The sequence below is a fragment of the Methanolapillus ohkumae genome (assembly GCF_032594355.1).
Classification (GTDB): Archaea; Halobacteriota; Methanosarcinia; order Methanosarcinales; family Methanosarcinaceae; genus Methanolapillus; species Methanolapillus ohkumae.
The window spans coordinates 1,407,947-1,432,776 of sequence record NZ_CP131061.1; the positions used below are offsets into that span (position 1 = coordinate 1,407,947).

Consider the following 24,830-nt stretch of genomic DNA (forward strand, 5'->3'; position numbering starts at 1 on the left):
AGCAGAAAATGTGCATAAGTGCATTTCTTATTATAATTTATCTTATATATATATCTGATTCGTGTTTTAAACGCCCGTATCCCCGTCAAATTTTTCTTAAAGCTTCCACCGGATCCATTTTCGCCGCTTTGTTGGCCGGATAAACGCCGGCAATAATACCGATGACGGCGGAAACAAAAATTCCGAGAAGAACGGTGGAAACCGGAATAATCGCCGGAAATCCCAAATAATTTGCGCCGACTTGCGCAACCGCCAGCCCAACTAAAACCCCCGCCGCGCCACCCAACGCACTGATGATGACCGATTCCACCATGAACAAAGACAAAACATCCCGGGAAGAATAACCAAGCGCCTTTAAGGTTCCGATTTCCTGGGTCCGCTCCGTCACCGTCACCAACATAATATTCATAATTCCAATCGACCCGACCACAAGCGAAATGCTGCCGATTCCGATTAAGAAATATTCCAGTGTTTTTGTCATGCTGCCGATTTGCTTCAACAATTCCGCCTGATTGAAAATAACGAAAGGAAGATCATCCCCGCCGCGAAACATTTGTGAAACGCCGGAATCATCTTCATACTTGTCCCGGAATTCTCGGTCCGAAATTCCGATGCTTCGTGCCAACCGTTCCTCAATGTCATCCGAAACTTCCGAAACATTATCTTCCGACTCCGTCATCACAAAAATCGTTTGATAATCTTCCCGCCCCGACAATTCCTTTAACGTCTGAATCGGAATATAAATGCCGGAATTTCCGCCATATCCGCCGACCAATGACGAATTTTCAGAACCGGTGATGCCGACGACTTTGAATTTCTTGGTGACATTTTCCTTGGTCACATCGTTATAAATCGTAATTTTGATTGTGCTTCGAGAACCTATTTCATTTTTAAATTCTTCTTCCGCCAATTTTTTCCCGATAACCGCCGAATAGGTATCCTGATCGCTGAAATAGTTTCCTTCAAACATAGGCAAGTTGGCGGCCGTCACATAATTTTCCGTCGTTCCAAAAATAGAGTAATTTTTGGATTCTCCCATGAATTCGACCACCCCTGATTTACTAAGAAGCGGCGACGCATACATGACACCCGGCGTATCCTCCACCACCGTAACCTGACGGTCATAAAAAATATTTTCCCGCATCGCGGAAACCGTAATGTAATTCGATCCATCGCCACGGATTTCACTTTCCATGTAGCCGCCAAAACTGGACCCAAACGTAAATGTCGCCACGACCGCCGCAATCCCGATAATAATACCAAGAGCCGTCAATGCCGACCGCATTTTCGAACTTTTCAAGCTTTCCACAGCCATTTTAGAGCTGTGCGCCAAACTAATCATATCTGCCACCGTTTTTATTTTTGATCTTTGCTTTGGTCCCGGCTTTGGTCTTTATTTTTTGTTTTACGTGCCGCCTTGTTTTTTGCCTTTTGAGACATTTCCTTCAAATAATCTTTCAGCGTCGTATCCTTCTTTTTCTTCAAATAATAATTCGCGCCGACGGAGAGAAGGAGAATGGCCGCTAAAACAAGAATGATATTTCGGAGGGAGAAGAGTCCGGGTTTTTGGGCGGGCTGCGGCATGAAAGCTCCCGAAGTGAATGAAACCGATGACACATCCTCATGTTTGTTGTCTCCGTTGTAATAGATGGTCTGAAACGTTATGTTTTTTCCGCCGGTATCATTCACTCCTGAAAAACCCATGCTGCTGACGTTGAATTTAGCAGTGTACAGATCATCCGGATCCATTTCTCCGATGAAATATTCCGACGGATAAAAGGTCATCCCCTCCGCTTGGGGAACAACAGCAACGCCGCGGACAGCTCCTTGGTGGTAATTGATAATATCCAATTCAATCGTTGTATTGGTCCCATTTGCCCGCGGTTCCCGAGATTGAATGGATTTGATGCCGTCGGAATCCACTTTTATTTCAACATTGCGTTTAATATTGTATTCATAAGAACTGCCGGTGACATTAAGTGTCAACAGGTAAGTTCCATCCGTCAGATTTTTCGGCAAACTGATGCGGAACGGAATTTTAATGCTGTCGCCGGCGGCAATAATTCCCAAATCATTGATAGAATCGCTGGTCACAACGATTTCATCCGCGGAATACAAATCCACGGACTGAATGCGGGCAGTTGTTTCATAGGTTTTGTTTCCAATCGTCACCGTCGGAGCCGTCGCATTGTTTTTCAGCGTGACCCAAACAATTCCCGAGTCTCCCGGCATAAACACCCCGGGATCGCTGGTCACGTTTTCCACAATCAACGTTCCTTTGCTGTTTTGGTCAATCACGCCGCCGACATTAATGGAAAATGTGGTTTCAATCCAATTTCCGTCATCAATCCGGTATTGAACTTTTAAATCCCGTGGCCCTTTGGTCGCGTCGTTTGCAACCGATAAAAAGAATTCGTTGTACACTTTGGAGCCGGAATAGATGCTGCCGTAGGTTTTAGACGCGTCCCCCGAACTGATGGCAAACGGGGCATTGGAAACAACCCGAAGAGTCACGTTTTCAAGGGTTCCCGACCCGATATTTTCCGCCTGAATCCAAACCCGGAGTTGAGAGCCGGGCTGAGCCGGATATGGATCTTGTTCAAGCATCGTTACTTTAAGTGCCGGCGTGGCCGCCCCCGCAACTCCCGACAAGCCGGAAAAACAAACCAAAAAAAGAAGAAGAATAACCGCAAAACAGGAGATTTTTTTCCCGTTCATTTTTTGTTTGGACTTATGTTTTTCAATTACAAAAGAGATGATTTTTAAATCGTTCATTTTTTCACCATTTTTATCAAAAATTAAATTCATCAATAATTTCATCAAATTTTCCCTGATTTTTGAATCCGTTATTGTTTTTAGCTGAAATAAATCCGTATTTTGAATGCATTTGTTTTTTTGTTCATCTTATTTATAGATTATTGTAAACTTTTAAAAATTTTAAGGTAAACAATAAAGTCTATTGAGTTTTTTTATGAATGAAAAAACAGGATGGATTTTGGAGATATTTTGGATACTTTTATCCTGTGAGTTTAAATATTATCAGAACTCTTCTTTCATAAAACAAGGAATGAGGTCTTATTTTTGACAAATGAAACAGCAAATTTAAAAAATTCAGATGCGGGAAAGATTTCCAAACCGGCATCCGGCTCGTCCAAACGTGCCGTCGTCGAAGTGAAAAACCTGTACAAGAGTTACTATTTGGGAAAAGAAGAAGTTCCGATTTTAAAAGGCATCAATTTTAACGTCTACGACGGCGAATTTTTGGCAATTGTCGGTCCGTCCGGTTCCGGAAAAAGCACACTCATGAACATGCTCGGCTGTTTGGACCGTCCGACCTCGGGAACTGTTTTAATGAATCACCAAGATGTGAACATGCTCGACGACAATCAATTGGCTTACTTGCGCGGCAAAGAAATCGGTTTTATATTCCAACAATTCAATCTTGTCCCGCGCCTGACCGCTTATGAAAATGTGATGCTTCCAACCTACGCCAGCAAAAAGCCGGGAATCGACTATCCCAAAAAAGCAAAAGAACTTCTCAAATTAGTCGGATTGGAAGAGCGGATGAAGCACAAACCATCGGAACTTTCCGGCGGACAGTGCCAGCGTGTCGCAATCGCGCGTGCTCTTGTCAACGACCCGACCATTATTTTGGCGGACGAGCCGACCGGAAACTTAGATTCCAAAACAAGCGAAGAAGTCCTCACATTTTTTAGAGAACTGAATCAAAAAGGCGTGACCATTATTATGATTACCCACAATAACGAATTGGCCCTTCGGACCGACCGTGTGGTAACGATTCGAGATGGGTTGATTACAAGCGATGAAAATGTTGAAGAACACGCGATTCACATGAAAGAAGCGCTGGAAGCATCTTTGCAAACGGAAATTCATGTTTAAATAATTATTTTTTGAAAAGCGGCACTCCTCTTTGTTCATAGATTAGCGCCGCATTTTGCTTTTTATTGTTGTTCGTTGTTTTTTATTGTTGTTCGTTGTTTTTTGTTGTTGTTCGTTGTTTTTTGTTGTTGTTCGTTTTTTTGTTGTTGTTCGTTTTTTTGTTGTTGTTCGTTGTTTTTTGTTGTTGTTCGTTGTTTTTTGTTTATTTCCTTTGTTTTACTTTTTTTGGGACCGCTGTGCGCGCGTTATGACAACGAATTTGACAATGAATTGCCACCGCCTTAAAAAATTCCGAAGCGAAGCGAGGGAATTTTTTCTTTGAATCGGCTTTGCGTACTCAATGCGATTTTTACAAGAATCAGCATGATCGGCACTTCGGTTAAAACCCCGACAATAGTTGCCAAAACCACCGGAGACGACGCACCGAAAAGAGCAATTGCAACCGCAACAGCCAATTCAAAAAAATTGGATGCACCAATCATTCCGGCCGGAGCGGCAATGTCATACGGAAGTCTGAGTATTTTGCAGGCGCCGTAGGCCAAAAAGAAAATCAAAAAGGTCTGAATGACCAATGGAACGGCAATTAAAACAATATGTATCGGATTGCTTAAAATGACATTTCCTTGGAAAGAAAAAATAATGATCAGCGTCAGCAAAAGTCCGGGAATTGTGACATGGTTCCATTTCGGGACAAAAGATTCATTAAAATAGGTCTCCCCCTTCCTTTGGATGACAATGTGGCGCGTTAAAATTCCAAGCACCAGCGGAACAACCACAAAAAAACCAACCGATAAAATTAAAGTATCCCAAGGAATAACAACCGAATTCATGCCAAGCAAAAACGCAACAATCGGCACGAAAGCAACCAATAGAATCAAATCATTGGTCGCAACCTGCATGACCGTATATGTCGCATTTCCGCGGGACAAAAAACTCCAAACAAAAACCATTGCTGTGCAAGGCGCCGCCCCCAAAAGCACAGCTCCGGTCAGATAATCTTGAGCCAACTCCGGCGAAAGAAAAGGTTTAAAAAGAACAAAAAAGAAAAAACCGGCAATCACAAACATCGTAAACGGTTTAATCAGCCAGTTAACCGTCCACGTCACATACAATCCTTTCGGATTTTCTCCGACATACCGAATGCTTTTAAAATCCACCTTTAACATCATCGGATAAATCATCAGCCAAATTAAAACCGCAATCGGAACTGAAACATGCGCATATTCGAATTGCCCGAGGGTGTGAGGAATAAGGGGGAGAAATTGACCGATAAAGATGCCGACAGCCATGCAAATCAAAACCCAAACGGTTAAATATTTCTCAAAAAATCCGATTCCGGATTTTTGATTGACATTTTTGCTCACATCAATTCCGCCCAAATTATTTTTGTCCACATCAGTTCTGTTCACCTTGTTTTTGTCCGCATCCGTTTTGTTCACCTTGTTTTCGTTCACACGGTTCTTGTCCGCATCCGTTTTGTTCACCTTGTTTTCGTTCACCTTGTTTTTGTCCGCATCCGTTTTGTTCACCTTGTTTTCGTTCATTTTCAAACACCTTTCTCATGATTTGTGATTTTTGTCAAAAATTGAATCAAGTCCTCCGTTTTTTCTTTATTCAATGTGTACCGCATCCAAAGACCATCTTTTCGACCATGGATCAAATCGCATTCCATCAGATTCTTCATATGGTACGAAAGAGTTGGCTGCGTAATATGAAACTCTTCTAAAATATGGCAGGCACATAATTCTTCTTCCGAAAGCATGCTTAAAATTTTCAGCCGTGTCTCATCTGAAAGAGCCCTGCACAACAAAGCATAATCCGCAAATGAATTTTTCATATGTATGACCTGTGTCTGATTTTTGAATGAATTAATATGTTTTCTAAGTTTTAATCATACATTGATATTTATCTATATATACATCCCCTCACGAAAAAAAAGATTTATGAAAGCACAATAAAATTCAGAATCTAAAACAGAATTTAAAAAAACAAACTGAAAAAGTTTTTGAAAAAACGTTTTAAGATAAAGAAAAAAAGAGAATATTGAGTTTTTCTATTATTTCAAAACTCAATCGCTTCTCAGCGCATCTACCGGATTCATTTTGGCCGCTTTGTTCGCCGGATAAACCCCGGCAATCACGCCGATAAACATAGACAATAGAATACCGACAACAATCACGGATGTCGAAAAGCCCATGGAAATTCCCATGATGGCCGACGCAATATAAGTAATAAGAAGTCCTAAGGCAACACCAATTGCCCCGCCGACCGAGCTAATCATAATCGCTTCCGTGACAAACAAAAGCAAAACATCTTTGGAAGAATAGCCCAGCGCTTTTAGAGTCCCGATTTCTTTCGTCCGCTCCGTCACGGTCACCAACATAATATTCATAATGCCGACCGACCCGACAATTAAAGAAATGCTGCCGATTCCCGCCAAAAACGTTTGAAGAACAGCAGTAATTTCCTGGATTTGTTCTAAAAATTCGGCTTGATTGAAAATCAAAAAGGGAATCAAATCCTCATTGTCCAAATTCCGCTCGGAAACCCCTAAATTGCGGGCTAAATTTTTCTTGACATCATCCGCCACCTCCTGCACATCGTCGCCGGACTCCGTCATCCCGAAAATCATATAATAATCGTCTCGCCCGGACATCCGCTTGGCCACATCCAGCGGAATGTAAATCGCATCATCAATGTCACCACCCGTAACGATATTGGTTTCATTGTAGCCGGCAATTCCCTTAACCTTAAACGATTCCGTCACATATTCATTGGTTTGCACATTATAAACCGTAATCATGATCGTGCTTCGCGTCGTAATTTGGTTTTTAAAATGATCCTCCGCGATATTTTTTCCAACCACGACCGCCGCCGTGTCTTTGTCCGTAATGAAATTGCCCGATTGCATCGGAACCGACGCGATGTCGGCATAATCCTCCGACACGCCGTAAATCGCCGAGATGTTCTTCTCTTCCCCCATAAATTCAACAACGCCGCCAGCCATAGAAACCGGAGACGCGCCGATGACACCGGCGGTGTTTCGGACAACCTGCACCTGCTGGTCATAAAAAAGCTGTTCCTTTTCGGAGATAATCATAATGTAATTAGAACCGGTCGCGCTGATTTGATCGGAAAAATAAGCGCCGAAACTGGCCCCAAGCGTAAAAGTCGCGACAACCGCCGCAATCCCGATAATAATTCCAAGAGCGGTGAGACCGGAGCGCATTTTTGAGCTTTTCAAGCTTTTGAGGCTCATGGTAACGCTATGGGACAGATTGATCATTTTATCTCCTTGAAATTTTTTGGTCTCTTTTTTCTTTTTCTTCGATCTTTTTTTTCTATTTTTATCTTTTTCGATCTTTTTTTCCGATTCTTTTTTTCTTCGAATTTTCTACCCTTAATCACTTCTCAACGCGTCAACCGGATTCATTTTGGCGGCTTTATAAGACGGCTGCGCCCCGGCCAAAACTCCAATCACAATCGAAAGTCCGACCCCGAAAAGAACGCTGGTGAACGGAACCGCCATCGTCAAATCCAAATAACTGACACCGACATATGCAATCGTCAGCCCTAATACGGTTCCGATAAATCCGCCAATTGCGCTGATAATAATGGATTCAATCACGAACAAAAGCAAAACATCTCGGGACGAATACCCAAGTGCCTTTAGGGTTCCGATTTCTTTGGTCCGCTCCGTTACCGTCACCAGCATGATATTCATAATACCGACAGCGCCGACGACGAGTGATATTCCACCGATTCCAAGCAAAAAGAGTTGCAATGTTGCCGTCAGGCTGCTGACCTCATCCAGAATCTCCGCTTGGTTGGTGGTCAAAAACGGAATTTTTTCATCATTGTCTTCATTGATGTCACGGTCAGAAACCCCTAAACTGCGCGCGAGCCGTCGGGTAATTTCATCGTCGGTTTCGTTGAGTTCTTCCCGGGAATCCGTCATCGCGTAAATCGTTTGATAATCATCGGAACCGGTCATAAGTTTCATGGTTTCAATGGGGATGATAATAAACGTATTTTCCTGGTTTTGCGTGAGAAGATTCGTATCGTTTGACCCCAAAATTCCCTTCACTTTGAAGGTTTCGGTGACATATTGTTTCGTATCTTCATTGTAAAGCGTCACATCAATGGTGCTTCTAATTCCGATTTCACTTCGGAAATCCTCAAACGCCACATCTTTTCCGATAACCGCGGAATACAAATCATTGTTTGAGATGAAATTTCCTTCATAAATCGGAAGGGATAAAATTTCGGCGATATTTTCATTCCATCCGAGAACAGACCTGTTTTTTTGTTCTCCGGAATACGTAATCACGCCGGTTTGGAAAATTTCTCCGGAAACTCCCGTGACGCCCGGAGTACTCGAAACAATGTTAAGTTGTTGGTCATAAAAAATGTTGTTTTTTGTCGCGGAAATTAAAACATAATTGGTTCCGGTGGTGTCCAATTCCTCCGAGAAATATGCGCCAAAGCTGCTTCCAAGTGTGAATGTCGCAATCACCGCGGCAATTCCGATAATAATACCGAGAGCCGTCAGACCGGAACGCATTTTAGAACTTCGCAGGCTATGGACAGCCATGTTGACACAATGCGTTAAACTAATCATTTGATTCCCGGTCCTGTTTTATATGTTTTTTCTGAGTTTAGTTCTCTTTCTTTTTGGGGAAACGAGCGTTCTTTTGTTCTTTTAAGTAATCCGTAAGACCGATATCCTTTGTTTTCTTCAAATAAAAGTGAGCACCAATCAATACAATCACCATAAGGACCAGAAGAATTGCGCCATATTTGAGCCAGCTTGGCGTGGACGGCGGAGCGGTGGCATTGACTTTAATATCCGCTTCATCTTCATGCAAATTGTCGCCGTTGTAATAAACGGATTTGATGGTGGCGGTTTCTCCCATTGTTTTGTCTTGTTTAATGGTGAATTTTGCGGTATACAAATCGTTTGGCTTCATTTCGCCGATGAAGTATTCGGCCGGATAGAATTCAACCCCTTCAACCTCTGGAACAACAGTCACGCCGCGAATAAGTCCTTGGTGGTAGTTGACGATATCGATTTCAACCACAATATCTGTACCGTTCATTTTCGGCTCTTTGGAAGGAATCGCTTTGATGCCGGTGGAATCGACTTTGATTTCAATGTTTCTCTTGATATTGTATTCGTAAGAGCTTCCCGTGACGTTTAATGTCAAAAGATAGGTTCCATCTTTGGTTCCTTCCGGAATGCTGATTTTAAACGGCAACGGAATGGTGTCTCCGGCGGCGATGATTCCCAGATCATAAAGGGCCGGACTTGTCACAACCAACGCGTCGGAGGAATACAAGTCAACGGACTGGATACGGGCATTTGTAAGATTGGTTTTGTTTCCGGTTTGTTGCGGTGTCGCATTGTTTTTCAGCGTCACCCAGATGATTCCTTCATCTCCCGGCATAAAAGCTTCGGGAGAACTGGTGACATTGCTGATAATGAGAGTTCCTTGGTTGTCCATGTTGACAATACCGCCGACATAAACAGTAAAGTTGGTCACAATCCAGTTGCTGCCATCCACTTGGTAGCGCAAGGAAAGATTGTGCGGTCCTTTTGTCGCGTTTTCATCCACATACAGGAAAAACTCGTTGTATACTTTGGTTCCTGCATAGAGGTCGCTGTAAGTTTTTGAGGAGTTGCCGGAACTGATGGAGAAGGGATAGTCCGCTTTTACTTGAAGCGTGATGTTGTTGATGGTTCCCGATCCGACATTTTCCGCTTGGACCCAAAGACGGAATTGCTGCCCCGGTTGAGCCGGATACGGAACTTGGTCGATCACAGTGACTTTAACGCCAGGGACCGCCGCCGAGGCCGAACTGATTAAAATTAAGAAAAGAAGGAGTGCCGGAATTAATATTTTGAGTGTTTTAAATGTTGTCAGGAATTCTTGACCTGATGAAGAATGAGGTTTTTGTATCATGTTTTAAATGCTCCTAAAGGCCGCATAATCGGATTTTCAATCGATTTTTAAAATAACAAATGTAAAAATCAAACAGAATAAATTTTAAAAAATGAAAGATTCAAAGTTTTTAAGATAAATTCCAAAGATTTCAAAATATGACCCATATTTTTATTCGATAGGTTTTATTGAATTCAAAGAGTGTTTCCCCTATATAATAATTTCTTAACCTTTTTTTAAAAAACAAGAAGGGGATATTTAAAAAATTACAATGTTAACGTTTTATTTAAAACCGGTTTACAAAAACAAAAAGGCAGCAAAACAAAAAAACAAAAAAAAGAAATATATAAACAAAATAAATAAGGGTTTGAGGAAAACTTATGCCGATTGAAATGATTCTCATCCATACGAAAGATCAGTGTATCGAAATCGCGAAACTGGCGCAGGAGATTTGGAAGGAACATTACACGCCGATAATCGGGGAAAAGCAAGTGGATTATATGCTTAACCGATTTCAATCTCCCGAAAAAATATATTCTGACATTTCCGACAACGGCTTTGTGTATTATGCGGCATGCGACGGTCCGAAATTTGTCGGATATTTGGGGCTTCGTCCGGATGAGAAGGGCATTTTTATCAGCAAACTCTATGTCAAAAAAGAAATGCGAAAGAAAGGAATTGCGCAGCTTTTATTTCAGCAGGCTGTGATAGAATCCCGCCGGCTTTTGCCGAAAAATCCGGTTCATCAAACGATTGACCATCCTTGTTTTTGGCTGACTGTCAACAAAAATAACAATGCCATCGGATTCTATAAAAAGATAGGATTTGAGATTTCCGACGAGGTTGTGACCGATATCGGTGAAGGATTCGTAATGGACGATTACATCATGACATGCCCGATTAAAAGGTAATGTGAAAAACAAAATGTGAAGAAATAAAATTTGAAGAAATGAAATGTAAAACCGATTTTTCTTTTTTTCCGGCTTTTCTTTACTCATTTTCTTTTAATTTTTTAGCGGTTTCCCAAGACTTTCGGACGAAATCCGGAAAATCTTTGTTTTTTTGGATGTGAGTTTTTAGATAATCTATCGTTTTGGGATCAGACGGATAACCGCTTCCAAAGTCAATACCTTCTCTTTTTTTGATTTCCTCAATCAATTCATCGCGCCGGACTTTGGCAAGAACGGATGCTGCAGATACAATTGGACTGATACTGTCGGCTTTGTGTTTGGCGATAAATTCAATGGATTGGGCTTGCTTGCATTTTTTGGCGCACTCTTCTTGGATTCGGGAAGAAAAACGTTCTTCTTTGACATCGGCCGCATCCAAAATTGCGACATCGATTTTCGTGTTTTTCGCCAACTCTTCAATCACTTTGGAGAAGCAAACCACCATAATTTCATTCATGGTCATGATGTTGCGCAAGTCATCGATTTTTTTCGGTTCGACTTCCAAAACATACCAGGAAGTGACATATTTTTGAATCAAGGGCGCTAACTGTTCCCGTTTTTTTGCCGTCAATTTTTTGGAATCGGCAACGCCCAGTACTTTTAATTTTTGTTCCTGCGCGTCGGTTGCGCAAACGCCGGCAATACACATCGGCCCGATGACCGGACCTTTTCCTGCTTCATCCACTCCTAATTTGATTTCATTTGACATGATTTCGGTTCCCTCTCAAAAATCCGGCTTTAACTTGAATTTAATTTTCATGATTTTCTATTGTTTTATTCTATAAATAACCGTTTTTTTAATTTCAAATTCTTATAAAATTGAATATTATTGTTTTTAGAATTATTTAAAAACCTTTTTCAGCTTTCGTTTTTTTCTGCTTTTGAAAAATGAATTCATTTCGATGGACGATTTTTTTATTGGAATAATTCATGGAGAAAAGAAAATGATAAACGGAAACAGAAACAGAAATGAAAAACCAAATGAAGACACAAACAGATCCGAGCGGACCGGTTTTCGCCCGTTTCGAAAAAAAGAATCGGGCGAAGAAGATATGGATTATTTGGAATTAAAAGTCATTCGCGCCGGCATGTTTAAGCATGGAGAATTTCCGGTCCCCGTTATCTTTTTGAAAGATTTGTCGGAAAATTTAATGCCGGTTTTTGTCGGATATTTTGAGTATTTATTTATCAAATACATGATGGAAAAAAAGTCTTTTCCGTCGGCCACCATGTATGATGTATTGCTTGCGATTTTTTCCGAATTCAACATATTGCTGGAAGCGGTCGAACTTGAAATTTGTGAAGGAAAACTTTGCTGCGCTTTGGTGACGCGCTCCAATTTTTTGTCTCACTTCGAAATCAGTCCCGGAGATGGAATCGCCTTAGCTTACCGGACAAATACGCCGATTCGGCTGACAAAAGAAAACGTCGATTTGAAATTTGTCAACTTTTTCAAAATTGAGGATTTTAATTTTGACCTTGACCCGAATCTCAATTTCAATCTCTAAAAGAAAAAGAAAAAAAATGAAAAAAATAAAATGAAAAGAAAAGAAAAAAATGAAATGAAATGAAAAAAAATGAAATGAAAAGAAATGATTATATTTGGAGCAAAATGGATTTTTTTAAATAAAAATCCATTTTGCTCAAGAAATAATTTATTCGTAAATGGTGAACACTTTTGTTTTGTTGGATTCGCTCTTGATGCTGAAAAGCGCGGTTTGGTCGTTGACTTTTACCGTGTAGGTTCCATCCGCCAAATCAAATACTTTTCCGACGGTAAACGTTTCATTGGTCCAGCTGATCATTAGCGTGCAGGCATCCCCTTCCACTTTCACCGGGATGTAGACGTCAAATACGTTTTCCGTAAAGTTTCCCGGGGTCGGTGCCGTGATGTTCGCCTTGTCTAAACTCTGGCATCCGCCATTGATGGTGACATTTGCGGTCGCGTAGATTGTTCCGTTGTCTTGAATAACTTTTAAGGATGCGATTTCAGCCGGTTCATATGTGATTTTGTCCGCGTCAGAACCCAAACATCCGGCAGCGGCAACAGCAAAAACAACCAAAACCAATAATGCAAAAACAGGTAATGTAAATTTAAAAATCTGTTTCATTTCGAACCACCCATATTTATGAAGCTTTTGAATTTATGTCTCATTTCGTCTCAATTTAACGTGTTATTCTCATCATTCATTTTTAATACGACTGAATGAAAGAATATATATCATATATTGATTGCTGAATGTATTTAAGGTTGCGCGTCTGTTATTATATTTTTTGAGATTTATATAATCAGGCATGCTTCGGATATTTAAAAGGATTTTTTGTTTTGCATTTTTTTGCATTTTTGTTTTGCATTTTTGTTTTGCATTTTTTTGCATTTTTTTGCATTTTTGTTTTGCATTTTTGTTTTGCCGGTTTTATTCTATTTGTTTTTGATTTTTTGGGGAGTTCTGTTGCGCCGCCGCACACATTGAGTCGTTCGTTTTTAAAAGATGATTGATACCACAGGTCAGACTCTTGGAAATTCTTCAAAAAAAACGATACGCTTTTAATTTTACCGTTTGCCGCAACGATTTATTTTTTAAAGTATTGCCGCAACGATTTATTTTTTAAAGTATTGCCGCAACGATTTATTTTTTAAAGTATTGCCGCAACAATTTATTTTTTAAAGCGTTGATGCAACGATTTATTTTTTAAAGTATTGCCGCACCTGTTGAATAGTTTGCAACTTTTAATATTACGGTTTGCTGTTGCATCTCACCATTCCGATCCTTCTTTAAAAACAGGTATTTTTCCGAAGAATTCGGACGCTGGTATGCGTCCGAATTTTCGGAAGTGTTGACGTGGATTGGAATAATAATTGATTGTGTTGTTTCTTTTATTTTAAGCGACGGAGTCATCGGATTATTGGGTTTGCAGAATTCCTTTCATCCGGTTGGCATCGGTACTGATACTGAATTTCGCTTCAACCCCGTTAATTATGACGGAATAATTTCCATCTTCCATTTGGTCAATGTTTCCCAAATTGAAATCTTGGAATCCCGGGCGGAGTTCTTGTGTGCAAACGCCTCCCTCCGTTTTGAGCTGGACATAACCGGTGGCGGTTTTGTCGGTTGAAACATTTCCGGTCAAGGTCGCATTTTCCTTGTCAACAAATTGGCATCCGCTTGTCAGCGTAATGTTGGCGGTCGCGACAATTTCCCGGCTGTTTAAGTGAATCATCACAGAATCCACTTTGGCGGCCTGATACGTCGCATTATCCGTACTTACCGTATTGGTTGTGTTATTCGTACCGTTGGTTGTGTTATTCGTACCGTTGGTTGTGTTATTCGTACCGTTGGTTGTGTTATTCGTACCGTTGGTTGTGTTATTCGTACCGTTGGTTGTGTTGTTGACCGTCGTGTTATTCGCATCCGTTGCGTTGTCATCCGAACCAAGACATCCGGCAAAAGCAAGAACTAAAACCATCAACAAAAGAAACGCAGCCGATATCAAGAATTTATTTTTCATCTTTCTCTCTCCTTTTTTTGATCATCCGACGTCTGAATTTCATTATAGAAATTTTCATATCCTATTGAAAAATCCCTATGAAAATCATCCTGTGAAAATCATCCTGTGAAAATCATCCTGTGAAAATCATCCTGTGAAAATCATCCTGTGAAAATCATCCTGTGAAAATCATCCTGTGAAAATCATCCTGTGAAAATCATCCTATGAAAATCATCCTATGAAAATCATCCTATGAAAATCATCCTATGAAAATCATCCTATGAAAATCATCCTATGAAATCATCCTATGAAAATCATCCTATGAAAATCATCCTATGAAAATCATCCTATGAAAACGGCGGATTCATCATAATTAAAGATATTATTGTTTTTATTTTATATAATATATTGGATTCCCCGGTTTGGGGAAGTTTTATAATTTATATTTTCTATTCATGTTCGTATTACACACTTCAAACGTAAACGAATCCGGAAAAGCCGGATCCGATCTTGACCGGGAATCTCTTATGTTGGCAAAAGGATGCGAAAAATGGCTGATGACAATACTTTTCATCTTTATATTATTATTTGCAACGGGTGCCGCTCTTAAAAATCCCTATTTGTTGCTGCTCTCCATCCTATTTTTATCCCTATTCGTATTTTTCATCTTCTTTTTCCGAGACCCTGAACGGTATGGAGAAATTTGTGAAACGCACATGCTTTCTCCGGCAGACGGACGCGTCGTCGACATTCGCGGACGCAAACTTTGCATTTTCATGAACATTACGGACGTTCATGTCAACCGGTCCCCGATTTCCGGAAAAGTCATATCCGTCCGCCACATTTCCGGCTCCTACAAGCCGGCATTTTTTAAAGATTCGGACCGCAACGAACGCTTCATTACCCTTTTAGAAACTTCACACGGAATGGTGGAAATCACACAAATTGCCGGAACCGGCGTTCGCCGAATCCGTCCATACATCACGCACGGAGATTCTGTTTTTCAAACCCAGCGAGTCGGGACCATTCTCTTCGGCTCCCGCGTCGATGTGACCATTCCCGAATCCTTCGGAATTCAAGTGAAAAAGTGGCAAAAAGTCAAAGCCGGCGAAACCATCATCGCAAAAATTCCCGCCACCGGAAACTCCCGTTAACAGCGTGAACGGACGAAGAGTTTATAAGTTTACAATCAGTATTGATTCTCGTGTTCAAGCTGATCAAACCACCGGATTATGTTTCATTGGCCAATCTCCTTTTTGGAATGATTGGAATTTTTTTAGCTTTAAGCGATGCCTTCAGCTTGGCTGCCGTTTGTCTGTTACTGGCTGCCGTTGCCGATGGAATGGACGGGTACATCGCCCGAAAAACGTCTTCCGGTCCGTTAGGAGAACACATTGATTCCTTGGTCGACACCATTTCTTTTGGTGTTTTGCCGGCCGTTATAATTTATTCCATGAGCAGTACCGCCGTCACCGCGGTTTTTGCGATATTTTATGTGATGTGCGGCGTCTTAAGACTCGCCCGCTACAACGCGTTTCCGCCGAAAAATCACGAATACTCCGGAATTCCGATTACAGGCGCTGCTGTTTTTGTGGCAAGTTTGGTGATACTCTTTGGGAAACTTCCGTTTTCATTCAATTTTCTGCCGGACCTTGTCGATTATTCCGCAGGAATATTTATTGTTGTGATTTTTGTGCTTTCCCTGTTGATGGTCAGCACGATTCCCTACACCAAAGTGATTCGGGCCAAAGTCTTTCTGTTCATTTTATTTGTGTTCTTTTTAACCCTCTTTTCCGTGTTTTTTACCGGCGTCGTCGCGGAAATTTGTTCCGGCGTTTTGTTCCTGCTCATGATGATTTATTTGATATCTCCCCTGTTCCGGTGGGTCGGAAAAAAGAAATTGGATCTCTGACCCCTGAAAAAACTTAAAAGATGAAAAAATAAAAAAAAGAAGGGAAGAAATGAATCATTCAGAAAAGGACAAAGAGCAGGCCCTTTTTGAAGCTGGGATAAAACTCGGATCTCTTTATCATCAGTTTGTCGGAACCCCGCTCACACTTCAAAATAAAAAAGCCGTTGAAGACGCCATTTCAAAAAGCATTGCGGCACAGCCTTTTGTGGAAAGCATCCGCGTCCAAATCCATGAGAAAATGATTGAAGAAGAACTCAATTCTGTATTTCAATACACGGAACTCAAAGGAAAAATGCTGGACGTCCGGCTGGTTGTCCGGTGCGGCAAATCTAAAGTTTTCGCATCCCTTCAATGGGATGAAAAACTCAAGTATCCGCTCATGAAAATTGATCAAATTGAAGAAGAATGAGACAATAAGGAAGAAGAGCAGGACAAATAAAAAAGAAAAGCTTTGAAGATTATTGGAATTGCTTCAAAGCGTCGATGACTTTTTGATTCATCTTTCGTGTTCCAATTGTGATTCGGATCGTATTTTTGCCGATGTTGTCAAAAGAATCACAACTGCGCACAATGATTCCTTTTTTCAGCAAGAAATCAACGGCTTCCTTGGAATTTTTGGGAGAAACATCCACAATGATGAAATTGCCGTTGGACGGATAGGATTTATAGGGCGTCTTGCTTGCGATTTCTTCTTGCAAAAATTGCCGTCCTTCTTTGGCCGTTTTAATGCTTTTTTGGAGATGCTTGGAATCACTTAACGCCGCAATCGCCGCAATTTCCGAAATCGTGCTGACGGAAAACGGCGGGATGACACTGAGCAGTTTTTGAATGATCCAGGCCGGCGCCGCAGCATATCCGATTCGCATTCCCGCAAGTCCAAATGCTTTTGAAAACGTTCGGCCGACAACAATATTTTCATATTTTTCCACGAGCGGCAAAAGGCTGGGAAAATCCGAAAACTCCACATATGCTTCATCCAAAAACAAAATACACCCCAATTGCGCCAACTCTTCAACGTCGGCCGCCGTCACAATATTCCCGGTCGGGTTGTTGGGCGTGCACACGTAAATGATTTTGGTCTTGGGCGTGATCGCTTCTTTTATTTTGTCAAGATCGATGGAATAGTCGGACTTTCGGCCGACATAAATCGGATTTGCGCCGCCGGCAGACGCCGAAATTCCGTAGTAGGTAAATGTCGGAACCGGAACAATGACTTCATCCCCGGGTCCGGCAAAGAGTTTGTTCATGCCATCGATAATGCTGTCCATTCCGGGACCTGCCGCCATAATTTTTTCTTTGGGAAGACCGGTGTGTTTGGACAGCTCCGTTCGAAGATCCGATGCGTCCGCAATCGGATACAAAGAGGCGGCTTTTGCATTTTTTTGAATTGATTTTTGGACCTTTTTGGATGGCCCGAGAGGGTTTTCATTGGAATTTAATTTGATGATTTTTTTCGGGTCGAGCCCGTATTCGGAAACGATTTGCGCCGTGGATTTCCCCGGAACATATTCGGGAACGGATGCAATGAACTTGTTCATCCGTTTTTGAAAAAATTCCGAATTCGTATTTTCGCTTTTGATGTTTTCATCCTTGTTTTGGGATGGATTCAATGACGGACACCACCTGATCGATTTCTTCTTTTGTAATATTCAGCGGCGGGATGAGACGCAGAACATTTCCGGAAATGACGTTGAGCAAAACACCTTTTTTAAGCCCCTCATCCATGAAATAACTGCATTCGTGATTCATTTCAACGCCGATCATCAAGCCTTTTCCGCGGACGGAAGACACGTCGTCTCGCTTCATTTGGCTGAGTTTATCCATGAAATATTTACCCATTTGGGTTGCATTTTCCAAAAGATTGTCTTCTTCAATCGTTTCGATGACCGCCAAAGATGCTGCCGACGCGAGCGGGCTTCCCCCAAATGTGGTTCCATGTTCACCTTTTCCAAACGTAAGTCCTTCCCGTGCCGCAAAAGCGCCCATCGGGATTCCGCCGGCAATGGCTTTAGACATGGTTAAAATGTCGGGTTGGACTCCGTAGTGGTCTTTACAGAACCATTTTCCAGTCCGCCCAAATCCGGTTTGGACTTCATCGACAATCATCAAAATATCTTTTTTATCGCAGATCTCCCGCACCTCTTTGAAATACTCGTTTTGGGGAATGTGAACACCGCCTTCGCCCTGAATCGGCTCTAAAATGACCCCCGCAATGGTTTTGTCAATTGCCTTTTCAATGGCGGACGCATCTCCATATTCCACAAATGTCGCCGGTTTGACCATCGGAACAAACGGGTCGCGGTACTTTTGATTGGCGGTCGTCCCAAGAGATCCGATCGTCCTCCCGTGAAAAGCGTGCAGTGTGGAAATGAAATTGTCTTTTTTGGTGTGCAATTTTGCCAATTTAAGCGCACCGTCATTGGCTTCCGCCCCGGAATTGCAGAAAAAGACGCGGGACATCCCCGTGATTTGAATAATTTTTTCCGCCAAATTCGCTTGCGGCTCATTGTAATAATAGTTGGAAATGTGAATTAATTTTTCCGCCTGCTCTTTAATGGCGTTGACCAACCGCTGATTTTTGTAGCCGGTCGCATTGACGGCAATTCCGGAAACGCAATCGATGTAATGCTTTCCATACACATCAATCAATGTGGAACCTTGTCCGTCCACGAAAAGAAGTGGCTTTCGGCCATACGTTTGCATCACATATTTGGCGTCCTTTTCGACGACCGATTTGTAAATTAAATCCGGATCCATGTTTTTTCCTTCAACTTTGAGATTTGATTTAAATAATTAATTTAATTGGCATTTCTTTTTATTTTTTAAATTCCTTTCCGATGGAAAAAGCTTTGCCGACAGCGTCTCCAAGAACATGATACATTTGGCTGTCCGGCGCGAAAGCGAGCGGTTTTAATTTGGAAACATCAACTTTTCCATGTTCATCCAGCACTTTTTCTTGTGCCCAAACGTCTAAAATTTCGCCGATGACGACGATGTGAGACCCGAGATTCATCCGGTCTTTTAATTTGCAGGCCAAATACATCGGAAATTCCGCGATGTAGGGCGCGTTTATTTTTCCCGCGCGAACAGCCGTTAGTCCGGCCGCTTCAAATTTTTCGGTCTCGCGACCGCTTTCAATGCCAAGGTAATCGGCTTCTTTGGCATATTCTTCCGAAGGGATGCATACAGTAAATTCACGGTTCTCCAATATGTTTTCATAGGTGTAGCGTCCCGGCCGGATGCCGACAAAAACGCAAGGAGGCGTAGAGTTGGCGATGCCGGCCCAGGCGGCAACCATCGCGTCCGGACGACCCGTTTTGTCATACGTTGCAATGAGCCAGACGGGTGTTGGAAAAGCGGTTGTAGACGCGCCGATAGATTTGAATTCTTCACTTTCCGCACAGTTTTTCGTTGTCGTGTCAATTTGTGTGTCTGTTGTCTTTTTTGCCGGCATATTCTCTTTTCCCTTGCTTATTTTTTAGATTTTGTTATTGATTTTGATTATAGGTCCTATTTGTTTGTCATTTGATTTTTATTTTTAATCGTAAAATCTAATTTTATAAAAACGCTTTTCCTCTTATGGCGCTTTGACTTATTAAATTCTTCTTCCCTTTCGTTTCGTTTTTCCCGTTTTTTCCTTTTTTTCTTTTTTTTCAAAAGAATAGTTTAAATATTTTAAACGACACTTACAAATCCTTCTTTTGTAATCTTTCAAAAAAGCGCCGTTGTGGCTTAGCGGTATAGCGGCTGATTCGTAATCAGCAGGTCGGGGGTTCAAGTCCCCCCAGCGGCTTTGAACTAAAAGTTCAGGTCCCACCAAAAAAGGGAGCGGGAACCATAAAAGAAGATTTTAAAAAACAAAACACACTCACTCTTTTACCGCAGTCGTTTAAATTCCGTAGGAGATTAGACGATGTCGATTTACAATCATGAACATGATTTAAAACTCACTGAAAAGCGTATTCAATAATCATAGTTATAATTCCACTTATTATCCGGAAATATTTTTTAAAAATCATTAACAGGCACACTAAGTTTGCCCAAAAAGAATTCAAAAGATCCTGATTTGGAAAAATTTAAAAATCCATTTTCTATCCATCCCTTCTTTTCTATGTTTTTATTAAAAAAATATTTATTCGAATAATAATATAATGATTTAAATATTAAATCGTTCGAAATAAATATAAAAATAAAAGCGCGAATTCTCATGTTCACCCGGTTTTTGATCACCCTCAAAGATTACAAAAAATCGTATCTCCGATACGATATCGTTGCGGGAATCATGGTCGCCGCTCTGACGATTCCGGTCGCGATGGGGTACGCCCAGATTGCGGGGCTGCCGCCGATTTACGGCCTTTACGCATCGATTTTGCCGCTTCTCGGCTACGCCTTTTTTGCCACCTCCAGGCATCTGATTATTACCCCGGATTCCGCCGCCAGCGCAATTACCGGGTCCGTTGTGGTCAGCCTTGGCTTTGCGCTCGGTTCGCCCGACGTTCTCTCCATCGCGCCCGTTTTAACTTTTTTTGCCGCCGCATTTTTACTTTTGTTTGCGGTGCTGAAAGCCGGACGCTTCGCAAGTTTTATTTCAACGCCCGTCATCAGCGGATTTTTATCCGGACTCGGTCTTTTTGTCATTCTCGGGCAAATTCCAAAGGCGCTTGGAATTGAAATTTCCGGCGGGACTGTTTTTTCCCAAGTCGGAGAAATCCTTTCATCTCTGCCTCTTGTCAATGTTTATTCTGCTTTGCTGGCCGGAAGCACGCTTCTTTTGGTTTTGCTGTCCAAAAAATTCCTGCCGAAAATTCCGATGGCGCTTATTGTTCTGGTTGTGGGAACAATCATGACTTTCCTTTTCGGACTGGACGGGTTTGGCGTCACCATTGTCGGAGAAATTCCGGGTGGGTTTCCAACCCTTGCCATTCCGGATATTTTGAATTTCCCGGACCTTTCGATGGGAATTTTATCCGGGTTTGTGATTGCGATTGTAATTTTATCAGATTCGCTGCTGACCGCCAAAAGTTTTGCGCTCCGGAACCGCACGAAAATTCAAGAAAACCGTGAACTTGTCGCGTTTTCCGCCGCCAATTTTCTCTCCGCGTTTTCCGGCGCGTCGCCGGTCAGCGCCAGCACCTCTTGCACGGCGGTAAATGAACAATATCATGGAAAAACACAAATGGCATCCATTGTCGCCGCCGGAATTATTGCGCTGTTGGTCACTTTTTTTGGAAGCCTTCTTTACTACATGCCGCAACCTGTTTTGGCTGGAATTATCATTGCCGCCGTTTCCGGCGTCGTGGATGTTAAGCGGGCGAAAATATGGGCGGCGGAGAGCCGGAATGAATTTTGGATTTGGATTTTGTCCTTAGCCGGCGTTTTATTTGTCGGCGTCATATTCGGCGTTTTAGTCGGTATTCTTCTGTCGTTTGCCGATGTCATCCGAGGAATTACAAAACCGGAAGAAGCTTATTTAGGGATAATCGATGGCAAAAGAGGTTTTTTCAATTTGAAAAATCACAGCAATGCGCATCCGCTTGAAAATATCATTATCTACCGGTTTGGGGCCCGCCTGTTTTTCGCAAATATTTCCATATTCGGCGCGGCGATTGAAAACGCCATTTTGCAAAATCCCAAAGCCATTATTGTCGACGCGTCCGGAATCAATGACATTGATGTGACCGCGGCGGAAACATTAGAATTTCTAATAGAATCGGCCCAAAAAAGCGGAATTGGCTTCTATTTCGCCGGCATTCGCGCAGACGTGGAAAGCGATTTAATCGACACCGGCCTGGAAGAATTTGTCAAAAGCGGACATACGCAAAAAACGATTGAGGATGCATTGACGATTTCTCAAAGAAATATCAGCGCAGCATAAACAAAAAAATGCGGCAATATGAAAACCATTAATCAATGCGGAATCTTTAAATTTAAAAAATGCCAACCCCGATTTTTATATTTTTTGTAAAAGAGAGGACTCAATCATTTTTGTTGAAAAAAATTAGAATCCGTTGCCATAACGTGCGCGACAGCGATGCAAAAAATAAAATAAAAAAATAAAAATGACAAAACAAAAATGACAAAACGAACAAAAAATTATGAATTTACTCTCTTTTCAAAAAATAAATTATATAGAAATTGAAAGATAATATATATTTTTGAGTTCCATAGAATCCGTAGATGTATATCGTTTTTTAAGAGAATCTATATATATGTTGAAACCCTTTTTTAGCCATTCAAAAATTAAAGAAACAACAATTTTTGACACCGAACATAAAACGTCAATTGACATCGATTATTCAGGTCCGTATTTCGATTTTTTGAAAAAATGATACTTTTTTTGAAAAAGGAGTCAAAGCACGTTTACAAAACAATGTTGGTTCAAATATTTAATACCGGTTGTTCATGTGTTTATTCCAAGATCATCCGTTTATCATTTTTAAATTCATTTCGATTCATTGTTTTTCAATTTACATTGTCACAAATTTATCATTTTTTGACATTATCATGAAATTATCACTGAAAAAAAATATCTGAACAATTCAGGAATTAACCATGACTGACAAAACAAAATATGACGCAAGCAACATTCAGGTTTTAGAAGGCCTCGAAGCGGTCCGAAAAAGACCCAGTATGTACATCGGAAGCACCGATTCGCGCGGCCTTCACCACTTGGTTTATGAAGTGGTGGACAACAGCATTGACGAAGCCCTGGCCGGATACTGTCAAAATATCCAAATGACCATTAACGAAGACGGCAGCGTGACCGTCGTTGATGACGGACGCGGAATTCCGGTCGACATTCAACCCAAATATAATAAATCGGCTTTGGAAGTCGTCTTAACGATTCTTCACGCCGGCGGAAAATTTGACAAAGACACGTACAAAGTATCCGGCGGCCTTCATGGCGTTGGTGTGTCCGTCGTCAACGCCCTGTCCGAATGGTTGATTGCGGAAGTCCGCCGCGACGGGAAACTTTACCGCCAAACATTCGCGTACGGAATTCCGACATCCGGCGTCGAAACTGTCGGCGAATCCTCCCACACCGGAACCACCATTCAATTCATGCCCGACAAAACCATCTTTGAGACCGTCGATTTCCGGTATGAAATTTTATTGAACCGGCTTCGGGAACTCGCGTTTTTGAACAAAGGCATCCGCATCGAAACCGAAGACAAACGAACGAAATCCGAAGACTTCGAAGAACTCAGTCCCATGCCGGAAGAATCCGAATTGGATGCGGATTTGGACCTGCCTTTTGACGGATCGGAAGATGAAGGTGACGATGACGGAGAAAGTGAAAAAGTATCGAAAAAATCCAAAAAATCCGGAACACATTCGTCTCATTCCTATTCCCTCAAAGAAAGAAAGCATATTCTGCATTACGAAGGCGGAATCATCGAATTCGTCAAATATTTAAATGCCGGAAAAGGAATTCTTCATGACAACCCGATTTATTTTGAAAAACAAAAAGATGGGACCGATGTTGAAATTTCCATGCAGTATACGGAAAATTTCAACGCCAACGTTTATTCCTTTGCCAACAATATCAACACGACCGAAGGCGGAACCCATATGGTGGGCTTTAAATCCGCACTCACCCGAGTTGCCAACGATTACATCAAAAAGAACGGTTTGGAAAAAGACGGATCGGGCTTAAGCGGCGAAGACATCCGCGAAGGTCTCACCGCGATTATCAGTGTTAAACTCTTAGAGCCGCAATTTGAAGGACAAACCAAAACCAAACTCGGAAACAGTGAAGTTAAAGGCATTGTCGATTCCTTGGTGTCCGACGGCCTGTCCGAATACTTTGAAGAAAATCCCAAAGTCGCCGTCGCCATTTTTGAAAAAGCGCTTCTTGCCAAAAAAGCACGTGAAGCCGCGAAAAAGGCCCGAGAACTCACCCGGCGAAAAAATGCGCTCGAAGTCAGCACGCTTCCCGGAAAACTTGCCGATTGTTCCGAAAAAGATTCACGCCTGTGCGAACTTTATTTGGTGGAAGGAGATTCTGCCGGCGGTTCCGCCAAACAAGGACGCAACCGCGCGTTTCAAGCTATTTTGCCGTTTCGCGGAAAAATCCTCAACGTGGAAAAAACCCGAATGGATAAAGCTCTGAAAAATAACGAAATTATTTCCTTGATCACCGCCCTCGGTGCCGGTCTTGGAGATGAGATGGACCTTGAAAAACTGAGATACCACAAAGTCATCATTATGACCGATGCCGATGTGGACGGCGCGCACATCCGAACTCTTATTTTAACATTCTTCTTCCGCTACATGACGGATTTGGTCACGGCGGGACACGTGTACATTGCGCAGCCGCCGCTTTACAAACTTAAAAAAGGAAAAGCGGAATATTATGCCTATTCTGATAAGCAAATGAAAAACAAAATCGAAGAAATCGGCGAAAAAGGCGTAACGGTTCAGCGGTACAAAGGTTTGGGAGAAATGAACCCGGAACAATTGTGGTCGACAACCATGAATCCGGAAACCCGGACCTTGCTTCAAGTCACGATTGAAGACGCGATTGTCGCCGACCAAATTTTCTCCATTCTGATGGGCGATGATGTTTTCCCAAGAAAACAATTCATCCAAGAACATGCCAAAGAAGTGGTGAATTTGGATATCTGAGGGAGGCAA

Annotated in this window: 22 protein-coding genes and 1 tRNA gene; 9 read left to right on the top strand and 14 right to left on the bottom strand. The window is 41.9% G+C overall.

The window, feature by feature from the left end:
* Positions 1-85 precede the first annotated feature (85 nt).
* The gene (locus MsAm2_RS06100) at positions 86-1,342 is read right to left on the bottom strand and encodes an ABC transporter permease (RefSeq protein ID WP_338098519.1); all 1,257 of its coding nucleotides are present in this window, start codon (positions 1,340-1,342) and stop codon (positions 86-88) included.
* Positions 1,343-1,356: 14 nt separating this feature from the next.
* Positions 1,357-2,775: a COG1361 S-layer family protein gene (locus tag MsAm2_RS06105; protein ID WP_338097376.1), complete on the bottom strand. Its 1,419-nt coding sequence runs from the start codon at positions 2,773-2,775 to the stop codon at positions 1,357-1,359.
* Positions 2,776-3,081: 306 nt separating this feature from the next.
* Here MsAm2_RS06105 and MsAm2_RS06110 point away from each other — a divergent pair, with 306 nt between their 5' ends.
* A complete protein-coding gene (locus MsAm2_RS06110; RefSeq protein ID WP_338097377.1) occupies positions 3,082-3,900 on the top strand; it encodes an ABC transporter ATP-binding protein in 819 nt (272 codons plus the stop codon).
* Positions 3,901-4,181: 281 nt separating this feature from the next.
* On the opposite strand, the gene arsB is transcribed toward MsAm2_RS06110, so the two are convergent.
* From arsB to MsAm2_RS06135, 5 genes are all read right to left on the bottom strand, one after another.
* Positions 4,182-5,444 carry an ACR3 family arsenite efflux transporter gene (gene arsB, locus MsAm2_RS06115; RefSeq protein WP_338097378.1) on the bottom strand — a complete coding sequence of 421 codons (1,263 nt, stop codon included), beginning with the start codon at positions 5,442-5,444 and terminating at the stop codon, positions 4,182-4,184.
* A 2-nt stretch (positions 5,445-5,446) separates the two neighbouring features.
* Entirely contained in the window at positions 5,447-5,737 is a 291-nt protein-coding gene (locus MsAm2_RS06120; RefSeq protein ID WP_338097379.1) for an ArsR/SmtB family transcription factor, read from the bottom strand.
* Positions 5,738-5,968: 231 nt separating this feature from the next.
* Positions 5,969-7,186 carry an ABC transporter permease gene (locus tag MsAm2_RS06125; protein WP_338097380.1) on the bottom strand — a complete coding sequence of 406 codons (1,218 nt, stop codon included), beginning with the start codon at positions 7,184-7,186 and terminating at the stop codon, positions 5,969-5,971.
* A gap of 114 nt (positions 7,187-7,300) precedes the next feature.
* Positions 7,301-8,521, bottom strand: coding sequence for an ABC transporter permease (locus MsAm2_RS06130; protein ID WP_338097381.1), 1,221 nt, complete (start codon positions 8,519-8,521; stop codon positions 7,301-7,303).
* Between the two features lie 37 nt (positions 8,522-8,558).
* The gene (locus MsAm2_RS06135; RefSeq protein ID WP_338097382.1) at positions 8,559-9,863 is read right to left on the bottom strand and encodes a COG1361 S-layer family protein; all 1,305 of its coding nucleotides are present in this window, start codon (positions 9,861-9,863) and stop codon (positions 8,559-8,561) included.
* A gap of 359 nt (positions 9,864-10,222) precedes the next feature.
* Here MsAm2_RS06135 and MsAm2_RS06140 point away from each other — a divergent pair, with 359 nt between their 5' ends.
* On the top strand, positions 10,223-10,753 hold the full coding sequence (locus MsAm2_RS06140; protein WP_338097383.1) for a GNAT family N-acetyltransferase: 531 nt from the start codon (positions 10,223-10,225) through the stop codon (positions 10,751-10,753).
* Positions 10,754-10,832: 79 nt separating this feature from the next.
* Here the strand turns inward: MsAm2_RS06140 and rnhB are convergent, their stop codons facing one another.
* Complete coding sequence (gene rnhB, locus MsAm2_RS06145) at positions 10,833-11,501, bottom strand: ribonuclease HII (protein WP_338097384.1); 669 nt, start codon at positions 11,499-11,501, stop codon at positions 10,833-10,835.
* Positions 11,502-11,736: 235 nt separating this feature from the next.
* Between rnhB and MsAm2_RS06150 the strand changes: the two genes are divergently transcribed.
* Positions 11,737-12,300: a bifunctional nuclease domain-containing protein gene (locus MsAm2_RS06150; protein WP_338097385.1), complete on the top strand. Its 564-nt coding sequence runs from the start codon at positions 11,737-11,739 to the stop codon at positions 12,298-12,300.
* A gap of 147 nt (positions 12,301-12,447) precedes the next feature.
* Here the strand turns inward: MsAm2_RS06150 and MsAm2_RS06155 are convergent, their stop codons facing one another.
* The 3 genes from MsAm2_RS06155 to MsAm2_RS06165 all read right to left on the bottom strand — a co-directional run bounded on the left by MsAm2_RS06155 (position 12,448) and on the right by MsAm2_RS06165 (position 14,302).
* Positions 12,448-12,903 carry a hypothetical protein gene (locus tag MsAm2_RS06155; protein WP_338097386.1) on the bottom strand — a complete coding sequence of 152 codons (456 nt, stop codon included), beginning with the start codon at positions 12,901-12,903 and terminating at the stop codon, positions 12,448-12,450.
* 582 nt (positions 12,904-13,485) lie between these two features.
* Positions 13,486-13,692, bottom strand: a complete 207-nt coding sequence (locus tag MsAm2_RS06160; protein ID WP_338097387.1) for a hypothetical protein — start codon at positions 13,690-13,692, stop codon at positions 13,486-13,488.
* A gap of 4 nt (positions 13,693-13,696) precedes the next feature.
* Complete coding sequence (locus tag MsAm2_RS06165) at positions 13,697-14,302, bottom strand: hypothetical protein (RefSeq protein ID WP_338097388.1); 606 nt, start codon at positions 14,300-14,302, stop codon at positions 13,697-13,699.
* Positions 14,303-14,736: 434 nt separating this feature from the next.
* Here MsAm2_RS06165 and MsAm2_RS06170 point away from each other — a divergent pair, with 434 nt between their 5' ends.
* From MsAm2_RS06170 to MsAm2_RS06180, 3 genes are read left to right on the top strand one after another with little or no spacing between them, the layout of a single operon-like run.
* Positions 14,737-15,435 (top strand): phosphatidylserine decarboxylase, encoded by a 699-nt coding sequence (locus tag MsAm2_RS06170; protein ID WP_338097389.1) that lies wholly within the window; start codon positions 14,737-14,739, stop codon positions 15,433-15,435.
* Between the two features lie 50 nt (positions 15,436-15,485).
* On the top strand, positions 15,486-16,193 hold the full coding sequence (gene pssA / locus MsAm2_RS06175; protein ID WP_338097390.1) for a CDP-diacylglycerol--serine O-phosphatidyltransferase: 708 nt from the start codon (positions 15,486-15,488) through the stop codon (positions 16,191-16,193).
* Between the two features lie 49 nt (positions 16,194-16,242).
* The gene (locus MsAm2_RS06180) at positions 16,243-16,602 is read left to right on the top strand and encodes a dihydroneopterin aldolase family protein (RefSeq protein ID WP_338097391.1); all 360 of its coding nucleotides are present in this window, start codon (positions 16,243-16,245) and stop codon (positions 16,600-16,602) included.
* 49 nt (positions 16,603-16,651) lie between these two features.
* Here the strand turns inward: MsAm2_RS06180 and hisC are convergent, their stop codons facing one another.
* The 3 genes from hisC to MsAm2_RS06195 are packed head-to-tail and all read right to left on the bottom strand — an operon-like array spanning position 16,652 to position 19,647.
* A complete protein-coding gene (gene hisC / locus MsAm2_RS06185) occupies positions 16,652-17,803 on the bottom strand; it encodes a histidinol-phosphate transaminase (protein WP_338097392.1) in 1,152 nt (383 codons plus the stop codon).
* Complete coding sequence (locus MsAm2_RS06190) at positions 17,778-18,950, bottom strand: aspartate aminotransferase family protein (protein WP_338097393.1); 1,173 nt, start codon at positions 18,948-18,950, stop codon at positions 17,778-17,780. Before MsAm2_RS06190 ends, hisC begins: the two co-directional genes overlap by 26 nt.
* Positions 18,951-19,008: 58 nt before the next feature.
* Positions 19,009-19,647, bottom strand: a complete 639-nt coding sequence (locus tag MsAm2_RS06195) for a flavin reductase family protein (RefSeq protein ID WP_338097394.1) — start codon at positions 19,645-19,647, stop codon at positions 19,009-19,011.
* A gap of 267 nt (positions 19,648-19,914) precedes the next feature.
* Between MsAm2_RS06195 and MsAm2_RS06200 the strand changes: the two genes are divergently transcribed.
* From MsAm2_RS06200 to gyrB, 3 genes are all read left to right on the top strand, one after another.
* Positions 19,915-19,986 (top strand) — tRNA-Thr (locus MsAm2_RS06200).
* 414 nt (positions 19,987-20,400) lie between these two features.
* Complete coding sequence (locus MsAm2_RS06205) at positions 20,401-22,068, top strand: SulP family inorganic anion transporter (RefSeq protein WP_338097395.1); 1,668 nt, start codon at positions 20,401-20,403, stop codon at positions 22,066-22,068.
* Between the two features lie 677 nt (positions 22,069-22,745).
* Positions 22,746-24,821, top strand: a complete 2,076-nt coding sequence (gene gyrB / locus MsAm2_RS06210; RefSeq protein ID WP_338097396.1) for a DNA topoisomerase (ATP-hydrolyzing) subunit B — start codon at positions 22,746-22,748, stop codon at positions 24,819-24,821.
* Positions 24,822-24,830: the final 9 nt, after the last annotated feature.